Origin of the sequence: Richelia sinica FACHB-800, from assembly GCF_014698825.1 — a bacterium.
In the GTDB taxonomy this organism is placed as follows: Bacteria; Cyanobacteriota; Cyanobacteriia; order Cyanobacteriales; family Nostocaceae; genus FACHB-800.
The window spans coordinates 1-16,201 of record NZ_JACJTT010000033.1 but is presented as its reverse complement, the minus strand read 5'-3'; the positions used below and the strand labels follow the sequence as shown (position 1 = coordinate 16,201).

Here is a 16,201-nt window from a genome sequence, read left to right as displayed (position 1 = left end):
GTCAATCAACTACTAATTTACCAAACCCTAAAATGTTCTAAATATTAACAATTTCCAAAAGTCGGTTTTTCAGATTTTCTTAATTTAAAAATAGGAGTAAGAACATGGGGCTTCAGGAAGAAATTGACAAAATGAGGCCGGAGATTAGATCAGATCACTATTCAATGTCTATTGGAGAATGGATCAGTCTATATGAAGATAAATCAATTAACTTATATCCTGAATTTCAAAGATTTTTTCGGTGGTCAACAGTCCAAAAAACGAGGTTAATAGAATCTGTTTTACTGGGTATACCTATTCCACCTATTTTTGTTGCTCAACGTGAAGATGGAGTTTGGGATATTGTAGATGGTCTTAATAGACTATCTACGATCTATGAATTTATTGGAAAACTCAAAGATGAAAATAACAACTATGTTGAGCCATTAATTCTTGAAGGCACTAAATATTTACCAAGTCTAGCAGGAAAAAAATGGGAAGATGATGATAATCCTCAAAACTCTCTAACACAACATCAGCGTCTTTTGATCAAAAGGGCAAAAATTGATGTGACTATTATTCTAAAAGAAAGTGATGATAAGGCAAAATATGAGTTATTTCAAAGATTAAACACTGGTGGTTCAATAGCTACTGTACAGGAAGTAAGAAGCTGTATTCTTGTTATGTATAATCGGGAGATGTTTAATTGGATGAAAAAATTAAGTCAAAATGAACTATTTAGAGATTGTGTAGGACTAAGTGAAAAATCAATCGCTGAACAATATGATATGGAATTGTTATTAAAATTTTTAGTATTTCGCAATTTAGAAGAAGATAAAATAGTCAATATAAGCAATAATCTAAATGAATTTTTGACAGATAGAATGATTGAAATATCTCAAAATCAAAACTTTGATTATTCAGAGGAAGAAAATGCATTTAATAAAACATTTGAAATTTTAAATCAACACATGGGAATTGATAGTTTTCGTAAATATTCTCTTACTAAAGATAAGTTTTTAGGAGGATTTTTGGTATCAGCCTATGAGTTAATAGCTTTAGGTGTTGGTTATAACTATAAAAAATTATCTAATTCATCTATTAATATCAGAGAAAAAGTAAAGCAAATTTGGATAGATACTGAAAATACAATTTTATCGAGTCAAGGTTGGTCAAATGCTAATGCACAACGAAGAATAACAAGATTAATTCCCCTTGGTCGTAAACTGTTCCAGCCATGAAAATACGTACCGTAGAACAGCTTAGTGATATACTAGCAAGAGAACTTGCATGGCGGAAAGTAGAGCTTTCAGCGTTGAAAAGTTTAATTGATTCAAAATCTTTTGCTTCAGGGAAACGAAAAGCATTACTTCGCAGTGGTATCACTATACTTTATGCTCATTGGGAAGGATTTGTTAAAGTAGCAGCTAAATGTATCTAAATAATTCATTATGAAATTTTTCACTTTTTATTAATTATCTATTAAATTGACTATCTATTTCCGACAATTATCACAATGCCCACAACGCCAATTTTCAGCTTCTGCCCCAAAACCAAAAGCCTTTAACAAAAAATTCCACCGACACTGTTTAGTATACAAATACCGCGTCATTTCTTTAGCTGCTTGCAGTTGGGTTGGTGCTTGATGCCCTGATTGAGAATTAATTACATAATGGAAAGGGTCAAGCCATTTCAGTTCACCATTACTATGCAGTAAAGACAACGCCATTGCCCCATCGGAAAATTGGCGCGTTATGGCAGTTATTTCCCCCTGTTTCGGAATTTTTTTCGCTAATTGTTTAGCTCTTTCTTGTTGTTTAAACATTTGTGCTTCAAAGAACTGCCGTCTTTGCTTATCTTCGCTATCTAAAAACCCAGTCGGTTCACTCACTAAAGTCAGTGCTTCTGCTGGTTTACCATCTCTACCAGCCCGACCAATCTCCTGCACATATTCAGATAGCAAATGTGGTACATGAAAATGTATGATCCAACGACAATTATTCTTGTTAATTCCCATTCCAAAGGCACAAGTACAAACAACAAAAGGGATTTTTCCAGTTAACCAGCTTGCCTCTACTGCCCGTCTTTCTGTTGCCCCTAATCCCGCATGATAACTAGCAGTATTATATCCTAATTCCGTTAACCATGCTGCTAATTCTTCGCTATCTTTGCGAGTTCTGACATAAATCAAACCAGCTTGATTGTGATGCTTTTGAATAAATTTTAATAATTGTTGTTTTCTACCTTTTGGTGTCCAAGCAATACGCACATTAAGATGTAAATTATCCCGATAAGGATTGAGTTTATAAATATCAGGTTTTTGTAATTGTAAAACATCAGTAATTATCTTTTGTGCTGAAGGGTCAGCCGTAGCAGTAAAAGCCGCTATACTAATTTTTGTCCCTACTGGTTTTGTTTTTAATAACGCTGGCCGAACCGCACCCAAACGCCGATAAGCAGGACGAAAAGTATCACCCCATTGGGCTAAACAATGAGCTTCATCAAGAATCAAACCATTAATTTGTAATTCAGGTTGACATAATCTTTCCCATACAGGTGGACTCAATAAAGTTTCTGGAGATAAATATAATAATCTTAATTGTTGTTTTTCTAAAGCTTGCAAAGTCGCACGACGTTGAGAAGAAGATAATTCATTATGTAAAAGAGCCGCTTTTTGGTTTCGCTGCTTTAGTTCCTCCACTTGATTTTCCATCAGTGCTACCAACGGAGAAACCACCAAAGTTAATCCTGTATTTAGCAAAGCCGGGAGTTGAAAGCAAATCGACTTTCCCCCACCAGTAGGCATAATAATTAAAGCATCTTTACCTGATAACAAACTGTTGACAATTTCTCCCTGTGGAGACCGGAAATTATCATAACCCCAGATTTCTTTTAATGCTGTGCGAATTTGAGTTAATGAATTTGTAATTGGGCTATTCATAGTAATATTTAAGCCTAAATCATTGTTTTAGGCGGAAATATGATTAACACCTACTTGATAAATTACCTGTTCTCGTACTGAATTTGCAGCAGCTATAGCTATTTCTTCCCAATCGCTATCTAATAGTAATATACCCAAGAGCGACTTTAACAAATTTCGATTTGATATAAATTCTTCAACATTAAATATTTCATCTTGTTCTAAAATTTCTTGCAGTGTTGATATTGCAGCAGGTTCAGGTAATTGTAGTCTTTTAATTAAGCGTTGCTGTGCTACTTCTAATGCTGTTTTTTCTCCTATACCCAAATTCCAGGCTTGTAAAAGTAACCGCAGTTCTCGGTTAAGTGATACGCGCAATTTTGTTAATCTTCCTAATAATGCAGGGTTTTTTAATAAAGCTGGAACTGCTAAACCCCATTCTAAACCTGCTGTTACATCACAGCCGGTTTCATCTTCAATTTTAATTGCTTCTTGAAGGGATGTAGGATTAAAAAGTAAATCAATAGCTGCTGCTACATTTTGATTATTATTCATAAGTTTTTTCCTATATTTATATTATTGTTTTAGTCTCAAAATACTATATTCAAAGTATGTCAGATTCTCGTATTCTTCATCAACACCAAGATTGAGCATATTTTGGTTTTCATAAAATCGTTCCGCACTCTGAAGTGAATGTAGACCAATTCTTCCACCATAACCTAATTCTACACTTCTCAATCTTGCATATCTTAATAATGCAGTACCTACACCTTTGTAGCGTGGAGGACGTTGGATTTCTTTACGATTCCAAGGTGCAGAGGTAATGTACTGTATGTATACTAACTTTTGTCCTATTGCCAAGCGTGAACCATGCAATTGGGTTTCTATCATTATTAACCCTTGAGTACAATCTTCACACTCAAGTGCATAACCTTCTTCGTTATCTTGTTTAGTAATATATCCCAGTTTAAACAACCAGTCCCAAAACTTATCTTCTGCTTGAACAACCCGCAATTGTTCGCGCCATAAGTTTTCATAATCATCAATGTGCTTTTGAGACAATTCAACAATATTAGCGTTAACAGGTGAGTTGTCTATACCTCGATTTAATTGAATTTGTAGCTGCACTAATACACCTTGTCAGAATTTTCTATTAGTTGAGTTTATCGCTCAATGTGGTTTTGTAGGATGCAGAAGGGTATAACCCTTTATCTGCAATGCTTTTGGTGTTTTCCATCGTCACTGACAAAATAACATTTTTAGATAGAAGTCTCATCAACCTGTCTAATGTACGCTTATCTATATTTAACCAGCATAGCTAATACATACCTTAGTATTAATAGGATGTGCAAAAAATATTATTTTAGTATTACTCAAAAACATAAAAATGACATATAATAATAGGTGAGATCAATTCAATAAGAGAATATGACGGATGTAGGTTGGGTTGAGGAACGAAACCCAACATTTCACAACCCTATGTATATGTTGGGTTTCACTTTGTTCAACCCAACCTACAGATTTGTTACATTCTGTTATTGAATCGGTATCAACATATTTCATTTTCAGTACCTGATAATCGAGTAGTAGAACATGGCAACCACAAATTTCACGCTACAAGGCAAAAAATTAGACACAGGGCAGGATTCAGGTGTTTCAGGAGAAAACCAAAGCCCAAGTGTGCAAGACTCTCCCAACTCTACCTCTGGAAAGCGAATATCAGTTTTAATGACTGATGAAGCTGCCGAGCTACTGCAATACCTCGCGGAAACGCAAGGTATATCTAAAAGCGAAGCTCTTAGAAAAGCTATAGCGACTGAAGCCTATTTTCTAAAAGAAAGAAAAAATGGATCTCAGATTCTGCTTCAGAAACCCAATGAGAAGATTAGGGAGGTGATTTTCAGGTAAGGACAGGGTAGATGTGGGGAGAGTAACCCAGCAAACCCTACCGAAAATTTCTTAAAATGACTGTTAAAAACGTTGAACAACAAGCACCTACTAATAAAGTGTTAACACCTGTTGATACTCAAGATAATAAAAATACTTCTCTACTTCCTGATGAGTTAGTTGTAGTAAGTACAGTAGGTGATGAACCTGTTTCACGAGAAATAAGCGAGGAAGCATTCCTCAAACTTGTGTTAGATCACAAAAAAGAAGACAACAAAGCCAGACTACTGATTTTCCTGGCCGGGATATTTGCGTCCAGCTTAGTTGCTCTGATTTCTATATCCTACATTGCTTTGGACAAATCCGATAACGTGAGGAGTTTTGTTAAAGACATTATTCCGATTGTAATCACACCACAAGCAACGCTGTTAGGAAGCGTCTTTAGTGGCTATATGTTGCTAACACGGGATAAAGCTAAGAAAGACGATTAAAGATAATTAAGAATAGTGAACAACCCCTACTAAATTAACCCAGGTAGGGGTTTTTCTTTGGAAAAGTTTTCAGTTTAGAATTGAGATAGCAGTAAGCAGAAATATTAGCTAAAACTAAAATCAATGTTTTTCATGAAGCAGAAAATATAACATGGAAGAACTACTAGAACTCAGACAACTTCTAGAACAGGGTAAAATTCCTGAAGCCTTACTATTAGTTGATGAATTAGAAGAAATGAGCCTCAGTGATAAAATCAATAAAATTGATAGTTATGGCGTGATTCTTCTTATCCATTTAATTAAACAAAAAGCTGAAAAACGTTCTACCCGTTCTTGGGAAATATCTATAGAAAATGCAGTACGGGAAATCAATAAAATCAATAAACGCCGCAAATCTGGAGGTGTTTACTTAAATCAAACAGAATTAATGGAAATTCTCCAACAAGGATATCAAGTAGCACTCAAAAGAGCAGCTTTAGAAGCCTTTGAGGGACGTTATGAAACTGAAGAGTTAGCAACTATGGTGGAAGAACAAGAAATATTAACTCAGGCGTTGGAATTAATTCAACCAAAGTAGAGACGTTCTATAGAACGTCTCTACTACTTCTATGCTCTTACTTCTTCCTTACCTTGTTGTTGCAAGGCAGAATACAATCTATTCAGTGCATTCACATAAGCTTGAGCCGATGCCACGATAATATCAGTGTTTGCTGCATGACCTGAAAATACACGAGATTCATGACGCAAGCGGATGGTAACTTCACCAATAGCGTCAATTCCAGCAGTTACCGATTGTACAGAAAATTCAATTAACTCGTTGGGAACATTCACTACTCGGTTGATGGCTTTGTAGACTGCATCTACTGGGCCTGTACCAATTGCTGCATCAGTTAATTCTTCTCCATTGGGAGTGCGGAGAGTTACTGTAGCAGTGGGTTGAGCATTACTACCACAGGAAACCTGCACCAACTCAACCCGGAATAAATCTGGTGCTTGTTGGATTTCATCGTTAACAATAGCTTCCAAATCCCAATCAGAGATTTCTTTCTTTTTATCCGCTACTTCTTTGAATTTGACAAAGGCTTTATTTAGCTCTGTTTCTGACAGTTCAAAGCCCAATTCTTTCAAGCGAGTACGGAAAGCATTTCTACCAGAATGTTTACCCAATACTATTTGATTGTCTGTTAAACCAATCAATTGGGCATCCATAATTTCGTAGGTGAGTTTGTTTTTCAACACACCATCTTGGTGAATGCCAGATTCATGAGCAAAGGCATTGGCACCGACAATGGCTTTATTTGGTTGTACCAACATTCCCGTTAAATTGGAAACCAAACGAGATGTTTTATAAATTTGTTTGGTGTCAATATTGGTGAGTGAATCTTGGGAGTCTTCTGGTCTCCCAAAGAAGGGGTTAAAGTATTGTCTCCGCACGTGTAATGCCATTACCAACTCTTCTAGAGCAGCATTACCGGCTCTTTCCCCAATACCATTGATAGTACATTCTAGTTGCCTTGCACCATTCTTGACGGCTTCTAAGAAGTTGGCAACAGCTAGACCTAAATCGTTATGACCGTGAACAGAAATAATGGCTTGATCAATATTGGGCACGTTATCTTTTATGCCCTTAATCAATGCACCAAATTCACTAGGTGTAGTGTAACCTACTGTATCAGGAATATTAACTGTAGTAGCTCCAGCAGCGATTACTCGCTCTAATACTTGATAGAGAAATTCTGGATCAGAACGTCCCGCGTCTTCCGGGGAAAATTCCACATCATTAGTGAAACTTTTGGCATAAGCTACCATTTCTTCCGCGATGGCTATGACTTCTGATTTAGTTTTTTTCAGTTTGTATTTGAGATGAATATCAGAAGTGGCAATAAATGTATGAATTCTGCCTTTAGCTGCTGGCTTAATCGCTTCTGCTGCGGCTTTGATATCATCATGTTTAGCTCTAGCTAAACTACAAATCACAGGGCCTTCGGGTATACCAACAATTTGAGCTATTTTGTTGACGGCTTCAAAATCTCCAGGACTAGCAAAGGCAAAACCTGCTTCTATAACATCTACACCTAGACGGGCTAATTGTTTAGCAATGACAATCTTTTCGTCAATGTTTAATGTCGCACCTGGACATTGTTCTCCATCACGCAATGTGGTGTCAAAGATAATAATTCGGTCTGTTGGCTGATTCATGGGATTGATGATGTGTAGTTGTGATTGTGAGGGTTAAATAGCTTGAACAGTAATTTTTATTTTGAAATTTGTAAATAAATGTTATATCTATTGTCCTTCAACTTTTTCTATTTGGTCTCTAATATCATTCAAGTCTATATATCTATCTGTAGCATTACGCAATTCCCTAGCAATCATTCCTTCCGTTGATACTACAGTTATATGGGTATTTTTGGATCTGAGTAATTCGATAGCTCTTTCAAAATCACCATCTCCGCTAAATAATACTACTCTGTCGTATTGATCAACGGTATTAAACATATCTACAACAATTTCAATATCTAAATTCGCTTTTTGTGAGTAACGACCGGAGGCATCATCATAATACTCTTTCAGAATTTTAGTGCGAACCGTATAACCTAAACTAATCAGTGCGTCTCGGAAACCACGTTGGTCTTGTGGGTCTTTTAATCCAGTGTACCAGAAGGCATTGATTAATGTTGTTTCTGACTGTTCGTGTTTGAAATATTCTAAGACTCGCCGTGGATCAAAAAACCAGCCATTTTTTTGTTGAGCATAGAACATATTGTTTCCGTCTACAAAAATAGACAGACGATTCATCGGAGAACCCATAGAAATTTACACCTAATAATAGATATGAATGTTAGTAGAAAACAATAGATTATAGCAATTATTAATTGGCTACTTTGCTAATATCTATAAACTAGATATTGAGGTATAGCTTTTATCTTACCTCTTTTAAAGCCTAAATTTGGGTGAAAGTTTTAAAGTAATAACCGGTTAATTTGTTTTACCTCCAGGTGTTGTGGCTTTAGTCTGTACTCAAAATCTACCAATAAAGTTGACTCAATAGCAGCTTTATGTGTTTGATAACAGTTAAGTTTACTCCCAAAGAGGTAGGTTTAGGCTAAAGGTAATGTTTGGATATATACCCAATCATAAGCTTGTTTTATCAATATCCAGGATTTTTAGTGCCATTTGCCAATATGTCACTAGTGACGAGACATTCTCCTATGACAGTTGGTCGTAGTTCCTGGGATCAAGATACCAACAGTGTGTTGGGGGTGAGAATGTGACAGCTAGTGATTCCTAAGGCAAAATAACCCTGCAATTTGTCTATGTAACTTTCACAGACAAGATTGAGTGAAGTCAGAGGGCTGTGTAGTTTGGGTAAGGTGCTGGGAGCAAGTTTACTAATCTTGGTTTGATTAGGATTAAAAAATAGTTGACAGATGTTTAATATTGGCATGTAAATCTTATTTCAACATTATTTGGTAATAAAACATGGGGGAAATAAATAACCGTTGTTGTACTTAAATTAATTATTTAGACGATATGGCAGAATAACCTAAGTCTACCTTAACCAATAAATCAAGTTTTGCTGCGGCTAATAAAGTAAATCCCCAAAAAAGAATTTTATAAGCATGAAATAACACGCTTGTTTTAGTATTAGCGTTAAGAGTGGAGAATTTAAGTTATGTGCGGATGTTGGAAAATCATAATCTGAGTCCTTTTACTGAAAGGTATGGTCTAAATTATCCCATCAGAAGATATTGTAGTTGTTGCAATTGATGATTAATCTATACCAATTCCTGAACAGGACTATAGATTATATCCGCAACAATATGCTTAGTTGTAACCACTGAAATTATGCCTCTATAAATATACAGTCTATGCCCAGGTTATCACCAAGATGATACAGGCTGCCGATTGTCTTCTGGTATGGGCTAGAGTTTTTGATCTAGTTGGGCTTGGTAAACCCTGTACCTTGGATATGCTCGATTCATGCAGATGTGGATGGCAAACTAAAGATATTGGCTGTACCGCCAGCTAACTCTACATCCTTGTTGACGAGTTTTACGAAAAGGCGATCGCCTTTCTCCGCAATTTAAATTTTTACATAACTTCGTTTATTAATACTGCCAGGCAGATTTAGCCTTTATATATATATGTTTAAAGATAAAATAGAAAAAATATATGTATGCTAAATTGGCAGAAAATAGTTGTAATTAAAACTCACAACGGCGGGTGCGGGATTTGAACCCGCTCATCCCCAGAAATGGTGGAGACTATAACCGATAACCTTACATTCTTCGGCCTGAAAGGCAAGTTGTGAACGAAGGAAAACCCGCCAAGAAAGACAAAGGATAAAAGAGGATTTATCCTTCATCAGACAATCTACAGCAAAACTTACAATTCGCCAGACGCTAACATCTGGATAATACGAGGTGTACCGGAGTCAAAACCAGCCAAATCCCAAGATAAAGGGTCTTGAGGATCTACCAAAGTAATTTGGTAAGGAGTCAAGGTTACATATACTGCCTTCACATCAGGATTGACCTTTTTTCGATACTCCTTCAATGCTTGACTGGGATGCTTATAACCCGCCCAACTTTCCGAGTCAGTCCAAAAACAGACCACATCAGCCTTGAACTGATTCTGAATCATCCAGTCATAAGCTATAGCAGCATCAGTTCCCCCAAAATTTTGGTTACTAGCTTTGCGAACCGCAGAACTAAAACTATCTTTGGCAGTAATATCCAAATCAATAAACTGAGTAGAAAAACCGCGAATTTCATAGTTTTTCTCTGCTTTAGCTGTCACCAAAGCCATGGTCGTAGCCATTTCGCAGCAACTGAGGCCCATATCTGCAACCCAGCAACCCATAGAACTAGAAATGTCTACGGCGTGCATAAACACTTTTCCCGTAGGTTGCACCACCTCAAAAGATAGTTCCACAGCCTTTTCCAAAATATCGACAATGCGGGAAACTGGTTGCCAATTTTTCTTGCTGCGTCCTAACCTACCACCAGATTGATAGGTTTTGAGTGCTTTCAAGATATCAATGGGATGGATACGACCTTTGTGCAGATGTTCAGGACTATTCAGAACTGCTTCGACACGGTGTAAATTTGCGCCTTCATCAGCCCTGAGCACACCTATTTCTGTCAAAGAACCTAAGTTCCGCAACATTGCACCAATAGGCATTTCTTGAAAGAGCAAATTCCAAGCTTGTTGATCCATTTTGCCCACAGGAGCAGCCATTTCATGGGTTAAATGCCCTTGAGAAATAGCTGTATGGGTTTCGCTGGGATTTCGTTTTAACCACTCATACCACCAAATCTGAGCTAAAGCGGCTGAGGGTATGTCTGCGGGTAACTCTTTCCAACCTTTCACCACCCACTCAAATAGTTGACGGTGATTTTCTGTAGGTGGGTAAACATGGAACAACCTCAGCGCATCTCGATTAGTAAAGCCTTGACGTTGTTGATATTTTAAAAGTTGATAAGCTAAACCTTTGACATCTTCTTTTGACAGCCAAGCTTTGCCAGCTTCCCGTACAATTTTGCCAAAACCCCGAAGAGATTTGGTGTAGTTCAGCCATTCATAAAAGTGACTGCCAGTACGGATAACTTGGGGAAAGATTTCTCCAAAAGCCTGTTTAGCCTCTGGTGTTTCACCCATAGACAACAAGACTAAGGCGAATATCGGCGCGCTGTTGTTAATGGCGCGGCCATCACTAGCATAGAGAATTTCTTCTGCAACTCGGCCGGGATTTTCTGCCACAGCTTGTTTAACAACATTAACAAAGTCTTCTGTTAGCTCCTGTTTACCTGCGTAGTATGTGCTTTGCGCTGTACCAATTAACAAACAACGGCGCAGCATTTGCCAAATACCAGCATTAAACATGAAGCCGCCACTACGTCCCTTCATCATCTCTGCTTCTCGTCCAGGGATAGGCTGATTTTGGGGTGTAGTTGTTTTGTTTTTAGTAAAGAAGTTGTAATTCATGGCTTCTTCTCCCGGCCCGGATGGGCAAATTTTATTTCCAGCGAAAACTGGAAGGTGGCAGAGAAGGATTTATTCCCATAGCTTGAGCAATAGCTGCAACCTCTCCAAACCTAGTTGGTCTGTCTCTACCTCAAAGGCAAGGTGTGTTTCTAAGCTACCTGCCACATAAAAATTCAAAATTCTGGGTTTGGTGTAGCGGGATAGGACTTGAACCTACAAGACTAATTTAGTCGCCAGAACCCGATAAACCTCAATTAATCGGCCTTTTCAGGCAATGAAAGTAAATTAAGGATTTAATCTGGTGCGTTTACCATTTCGCCACCCACTACAGAACAATTCAAAAGTGAGATTGTAGAAACTCAATATAAATAGTTTTGGGTGTAGCGGAGCAGAAATTTAGTCTGCATCTCCGGGATGGTTTTCAAGGGTCTTTGAATGTAAATACGATAACCCTCGATAGGTCGGCCTAAAAAGGCAAGGTGGGCGCTCTAGCACTTGAGCTATCCGCTACATTGAAAAGCTAACTCCTGTATGAGGTTGCTTTGTAGTATTAATGTAATACAAGAATTTCTAGTTGTCAAGTGACTCAAAGAATTGATTTTCTCATAGTTAAATAAGCATTTATGCTTAAAGTATCTGCTAGGCGTAACACATCAATTAACTACACAAGTTACAAGGCTGTTTTTTTCGCAAACCTGGGATGAAAAATTTTTGCCTTGAATGTTGATATTTTCTGGTTAGAGGCTAGAGTTTTTTTATTTATATGGCTTGTATTCAATACCCAGTAAAGGTTTTGCCTGATAATTTGCCATAATTTTGCCAAACTATACAAAAAAATGTCCCGATTTTTGCCAAGATAATATATGATTTTGCAAAAATTCACTTGGCATAAATCAGCATGAGTGAAAAAACTATAGAAACTACGGGAAAAAGTTTTCTTGTTCTACTTTTGCCAATTTCCTTTTTGATCGTTTTCCTGGTTTCTACCTGGAGAGTGTTGCTGATCATATTGCTGGTACTAATTAGCTTTAATCTGTGGCAGCAGTATCGATGGGAAAAATGGTGTGAGCAAGTTAACCCAATTTTTTATCAGCTAATTCGCGAAAATCAGGGAAAAATTACACCTATAGATTTGGCAATTAGAGGCAATTTTTCAGGAACTGTGGCTAAACGCTACTTGGAAAGTAAGGCTACAGAATTTGGAGCTAGTGTACTGAAATCAGAGGAGGATGAGCAGTCATACTACTTTATGACTGCCAGTATTCTGGGTGACATACTTGATAGTAGTGAGCCTGTTAAAGAGCTTCCACCTCAACCAGTGACGAAAACTGCTCTTTCTTTGTTAGCGCCACCAGCGACAGAATCTGAAGCAGTGGAAACGGAATCTGAAGCAGTGGAACTGGTGGAAGACACAGAAACAGAGTCTGAATCTTTACCACCTTCAACGGAACAGCAGGTTAGCAAACCTTTGGAAAAGCAGTTAATGTTTGGCTCGTTGATTCAGTCGGAACTAGCTAAACGGCTAAACGTCTATTCCAGTACGGTATATAAACGACGTAATGATCCTGATTTCCCTGAATGGAGCCGTAACCGCGATCCTGATGGGATTGCTTGGTCATACTCGAAAAAAACCAGGGAATTCTTTCCTTTGGATGAATAGGTGGGTAAATAGGAAGAACAGGGAAAGCAATTCATAACTTTCACCTGTTCCCTGTCACCTGTCACCTGTCACCTGTCACCTGTCACCTGTCACCTGTCACCTATTTTCCATTCCTACTGCTTCACTGATGGAATTTAAGCTGTGTTCTTCTAGTTTGCCTAGTAAACCAGTAAGAATCCGTTTAACCATGAGTGGCCCTTCATAAATCCAGCCTGTGTAGACTTGGATGAGACTGGCTCCAGCGGTGATTTTTTGCCAAGCATGTTCTGTGGTAAATACGCCACCTACACCAATGATGGGCATTTGGCCTTGAGTTTGCTGGTAAATAAATTTAATCACTTCTGTGGAGCGATCGCGTAATGGTGCTCCACTGATGCCACCAGCTTCTGCTTGGGGTGGTTGGCCTGTTTGTTCAATAATTTGGGTTTTCAGTCCTTCACGACTAATGGTGGTGTTGGTAGCAATCAACCCAGCTAGATTGTAGGTTTGAGCCAGATGAATAATATCCGCGATCGCTTCCCATTCTAAATCGGGAGCTATCTTGACAAATAACGGCTTTTGTGATGTATTTTCTTGCTGCAATACATCCAAAATTGAACTGAGTAGGGAGGCATCTTGGAGCGATCGCAATCCTGGGGTATTGGGAGATGATACATTAACAACAAAGTAGTCGCCTACATCTTTCAGTAAGCGAAAACTCTCTAGATAATCCTGCGCTGCGTCCTCCAAGGGTGTTATCTTAGATTTACCTAAATTAATTCCTTTGGGTGAAGATACGGACGAGGTAATTTCTAACTTATCCTGTTTCAGTCTAGCAGCTACTGCTGCTGCACCGGAATTATTAAAACCCATCCGGTTGAGAGCAGCTTGATCTAATGGTAGGCGAAATAATCGAGGGCGAGGATTGCCTGGTTGTGAATGGTAGGTTATGGTACCCAGTTCTGCAAAGCCAAAACCAAGACTAGACCAAATGTTAGCCGCAATGCCATCTTTATCAAAGCCTGCTGCTAAACCTATGGGATTGGCAAAATTTATTCCCAACAGATTTTGTTCTAAACGTTTATCACTTAGACACAAATGCTGCTGTAAGCAATTATTTAACCAGCTACCAAGGGGGTGTTCTTTTGTTGCCGATAGCCAAAGCAAACTGTTCATTGTTTGCTGGTGTAACCATTCTGGATCTGCCTTCACCAGATTGAACAAAATTGGCCTGATAATAGCTTGATAAGTATCCAAATTAGGTTAACATCTGTGGATTTGTGAAAAAGCATCAGATTTGATTAAATGCACGATGCTTTCATAAGCATTTTATATATTACTACAAGTTATGGTGACTGATAATCAGATGGGGCAGCCACAAAGACCTCAATCATCCGAACAACAAATTCTATTGTTGGGTCAAGTTCTTCACAGCCTCCGCGAGGAGGATAATCTTGATTTTTTGATTAAAACGACAGTTACTTATTTACTAGAACAGTTTGAATATCAGTTAATTTGGCTGGCCCTTTATGATCCACTCAATCACACTTTATATGGTAGAGGTGGTTGGACTCCAGATAATGACCATAATGCATTGCAGCGCAATATCCGTCTTTATGAGGGAAATTTATTAGAGCAAGTAGTCAATGAACAATGTCCAGTTGGTGTTTCAAATTTACAGGCCGAAGCTCGTATTCCAGAATGGCAAGAAGTAGCGGCTCAATATAATATTCAAGGGACAATAATTTTACCGATTCGTTACAAAAATAACCTCTTAGGTCTGGTGTTATTGGGATCTGAAAGGTGGGGTTATTTATTGAAAGGAGAACTCAGAGCCAAACTATTTATAGTGATTGGAGAATTAGGAGTAGTCCTGGCTCAAAAAGACAGAAGTTCCAGGTTTTCTAAATCTCCTACCGATTCGTTGTTAAAACTGTTGGAAAATATCCGGTCTTTAGGCAGCTTGAATAAACGACTAGAAGCAGTTGTGGAAGCGGCTCATCAATTTGTGGCTCCATCACGGACTAATATTTATTGGCTAGAACGGGAAGGGCGGTATTTTTGGTGTCGAATGAGCAATCATTTGATTAATATGGGTCGGGATTTAAGTAATCCTAGTGCCGCTACAGCAGGTATCACTGTTCAGGAATTAAGTGATTTTTACTATGCTTTAGCAGTGAATCAAGTGGTTTGGGTGACGGAGACTGGCAGTTCTCTGAAGAGTCATTTTAAAGATAAGTTATTGCAGCGTTTAGGTGTGCGAGCAGTATTAGCTGCACCAATTATTTGGCAAAAAGACTTATTGGGTTTCTTGTCTGTTGAAAGTCATGAACAGCGCATTTGGTCAGAAGCGGAAATGAGTTTTGTGCAAGCAGCATCTGGTTTTATTTCTCTAGTGGCTCCTACTGATAGTATGGAAACCACCATTAGACAAATTCAACAAGATACCCAATTAACTCAGCAAGTTGCTCAAACTATTTATAAGGAACAAGATATTGATGCTAGTTTGCATATTTGTGCAGCTAGGCTGTTGGAACGTTTAACGGCTACACGCTTTGTTTTATTAGAATATGATAGCAATCAAAAGAAATATGAAATTATTTTTCAAAGTGTACGGCCTAATCGTCGCAATTTAAATTTATCTTTGGGTGAACTGTCAGAAGTCGATATTCAACTGTTGCAAAATGCCAAACAAGCCTTAGAAATTGAAAATTTTGAGGAAGATTTACGGTTATTGAATTGGCGTAAGCAGTTGCTAGAGAATAGTGTGCGATCGCTTTTAATCTGTAACTGTACCCAAGGTCGTGTTCCAGAGCTACTATTACTAATTACCCATGATAGTCACCGCTCTTGGAAAAACCTGGAAAAAGAACTCCTGTGGGTGTTTGCTCAAAATCTGGGTGTAGTTATCCGTCATTGGCAAATGCGGACTTTCAGCGAAGACCAGCACAAAATTGCTCAAACTGCCAAAAAATACTTAGATATCTTAACAAATTCCGCTCAAAAGATCACACCCACGGCAGCCATCAAGCAAATAGCATCTGTTCTCGGCTGTCCCTTTGGCTTTATGCTGTCTTGGTCACCAGATGATCAGGAAGCGTCAATTATTCGTGGTGTCTGTACAGATAATCAGTTTACCTTGTTAGCTGATGCCAAAATTAATATCAAGCAAGAAGCTATTATCCATTAGACATCTCCGAAAAAGAATAAAATTATGATATAACCAGATAAAATCGCATATGTAACCTGGTATTATGAGCAACATAGTCGAGTATATTCATAACAATCCTGAAG

At 38.0% G+C, this 16,201-nt stretch carries 15 protein-coding genes and 1 tRNA gene; 8 read left to right on the top strand and 8 right to left on the bottom strand.

The window, feature by feature from the left end:
* Window positions 1-104: 104 nt before the first annotated feature.
* Both H6G73_RS18805 and H6G73_RS18800 read left to right on the top strand, forming a co-directional pair.
* The gene (locus tag H6G73_RS18805; RefSeq protein ID WP_190607266.1) at window positions 105-1,220 is read left to right on the top strand and encodes a DUF262 domain-containing protein; all 1,116 of its coding nucleotides are present in this window, start codon (window positions 105-107) and stop codon (window positions 1,218-1,220) included.
* Window positions 1,217-1,420, top strand: coding sequence for an MAE_28990/MAE_18760 family HEPN-like nuclease (locus H6G73_RS18800; protein ID WP_190607265.1), 204 nt, complete (start codon window positions 1,217-1,219; stop codon window positions 1,418-1,420). The genes H6G73_RS18805 and H6G73_RS18800 overlap by 4 nt, the downstream gene beginning before the upstream one ends.
* A gap of 54 nt (window positions 1,421-1,474) precedes the next feature.
* Here the strand turns inward: H6G73_RS18800 and H6G73_RS18795 are convergent, their stop codons facing one another.
* From H6G73_RS18795 to H6G73_RS18785, 3 genes are read right to left on the bottom strand one after another with little or no spacing between them, the layout of a single operon-like run.
* On the bottom strand, window positions 1,475-2,920 hold the full coding sequence (locus tag H6G73_RS18795; RefSeq protein WP_190607264.1) for a RecQ family ATP-dependent DNA helicase: 1,446 nt from the start codon (window positions 2,918-2,920) through the stop codon (window positions 1,475-1,477).
* 27 nt (window positions 2,921-2,947) lie between these two features.
* Window positions 2,948-3,454: a hypothetical protein gene (locus H6G73_RS18790; protein WP_190607262.1), complete on the bottom strand. Its 507-nt coding sequence runs from the start codon at window positions 3,452-3,454 to the stop codon at window positions 2,948-2,950.
* A gap of 21 nt (window positions 3,455-3,475) precedes the next feature.
* Complete coding sequence (locus H6G73_RS18785; RefSeq protein WP_190607260.1) at window positions 3,476-4,027, bottom strand: GNAT family N-acetyltransferase; 552 nt, start codon at window positions 4,025-4,027, stop codon at window positions 3,476-3,478.
* A gap of 465 nt (window positions 4,028-4,492) precedes the next feature.
* Between H6G73_RS18785 and H6G73_RS18780 the strand changes: the two genes are divergently transcribed.
* From H6G73_RS18780 to H6G73_RS18770, 3 genes are all read left to right on the top strand, one after another.
* Entirely contained in the window at window positions 4,493-4,807 is a 315-nt protein-coding gene (locus tag H6G73_RS18780) for a ribbon-helix-helix domain-containing protein (RefSeq protein WP_190607258.1), read from the top strand.
* Between the two features lie 56 nt (window positions 4,808-4,863).
* Entirely contained in the window at window positions 4,864-5,277 is a 414-nt protein-coding gene (locus H6G73_RS18775; RefSeq protein WP_190607257.1) for a hypothetical protein, read from the top strand.
* Window positions 5,278-5,428: 151 nt separating this feature from the next.
* Window positions 5,429-5,854: a DUF29 family protein gene (locus H6G73_RS18770; RefSeq protein ID WP_190607255.1), complete on the top strand. Its 426-nt coding sequence runs from the start codon at window positions 5,429-5,431 to the stop codon at window positions 5,852-5,854.
* A 29-nt stretch (window positions 5,855-5,883) separates the two neighbouring features.
* On the opposite strand, the gene H6G73_RS18765 is transcribed toward H6G73_RS18770, so the two are convergent.
* The gene (locus H6G73_RS18765; protein WP_190607254.1) at window positions 5,884-7,476 is read right to left on the bottom strand and encodes a 2-isopropylmalate synthase; all 1,593 of its coding nucleotides are present in this window, start codon (window positions 7,474-7,476) and stop codon (window positions 5,884-5,886) included.
* 87 nt (window positions 7,477-7,563) lie between these two features.
* On the bottom strand, window positions 7,564-8,088 hold the full coding sequence (locus H6G73_RS18760) for a LabA-like NYN domain-containing protein (RefSeq protein WP_190607252.1): 525 nt from the start codon (window positions 8,086-8,088) through the stop codon (window positions 7,564-7,566).
* 1,133 nt (window positions 8,089-9,221) lie between these two features.
* On the opposite strand from H6G73_RS18760, the gene H6G73_RS24295 reads away from it, so the two are divergent.
* Complete coding sequence (locus tag H6G73_RS24295) at window positions 9,222-9,368, top strand: hypothetical protein (protein WP_206756241.1); 147 nt, start codon at window positions 9,222-9,224, stop codon at window positions 9,366-9,368.
* 298 nt (window positions 9,369-9,666) lie between these two features.
* Here H6G73_RS24295 and H6G73_RS18755 read toward each other — a convergent pair whose 3' ends face one another.
* Complete coding sequence (locus H6G73_RS18755) at window positions 9,667-11,268, bottom strand: TROVE domain-containing protein (RefSeq protein WP_190607250.1); 1,602 nt, start codon at window positions 11,266-11,268, stop codon at window positions 9,667-9,669.
* 188 nt (window positions 11,269-11,456) lie between these two features.
* Window positions 11,457-11,597 (bottom strand) — tRNA-OTHER (locus H6G73_RS18750).
* 569 nt (window positions 11,598-12,166) lie between these two features.
* On the opposite strand from H6G73_RS18750, the gene H6G73_RS18745 reads away from it, so the two are divergent.
* Window positions 12,167-12,928, top strand: a complete 762-nt coding sequence (locus H6G73_RS18745; protein WP_190607248.1) for a hypothetical protein — start codon at window positions 12,167-12,169, stop codon at window positions 12,926-12,928.
* Between the two features lie 96 nt (window positions 12,929-13,024).
* Here H6G73_RS18745 and H6G73_RS18740 read toward each other — a convergent pair whose 3' ends face one another.
* On the bottom strand, window positions 13,025-14,164 hold the full coding sequence (locus tag H6G73_RS18740) for a quinone-dependent dihydroorotate dehydrogenase (RefSeq protein WP_190607246.1): 1,140 nt from the start codon (window positions 14,162-14,164) through the stop codon (window positions 13,025-13,027).
* Window positions 14,165-14,255: 91 nt separating this feature from the next.
* Here H6G73_RS18740 and H6G73_RS18735 point away from each other — a divergent pair, with 91 nt between their 5' ends.
* Window positions 14,256-16,097, top strand: a complete 1,842-nt coding sequence (locus tag H6G73_RS18735; RefSeq protein WP_190607244.1) for a GAF domain-containing protein — start codon at window positions 14,256-14,258, stop codon at window positions 16,095-16,097.
* The last annotated feature ends 104 nt before the right edge of the window (window positions 16,098-16,201 follow it).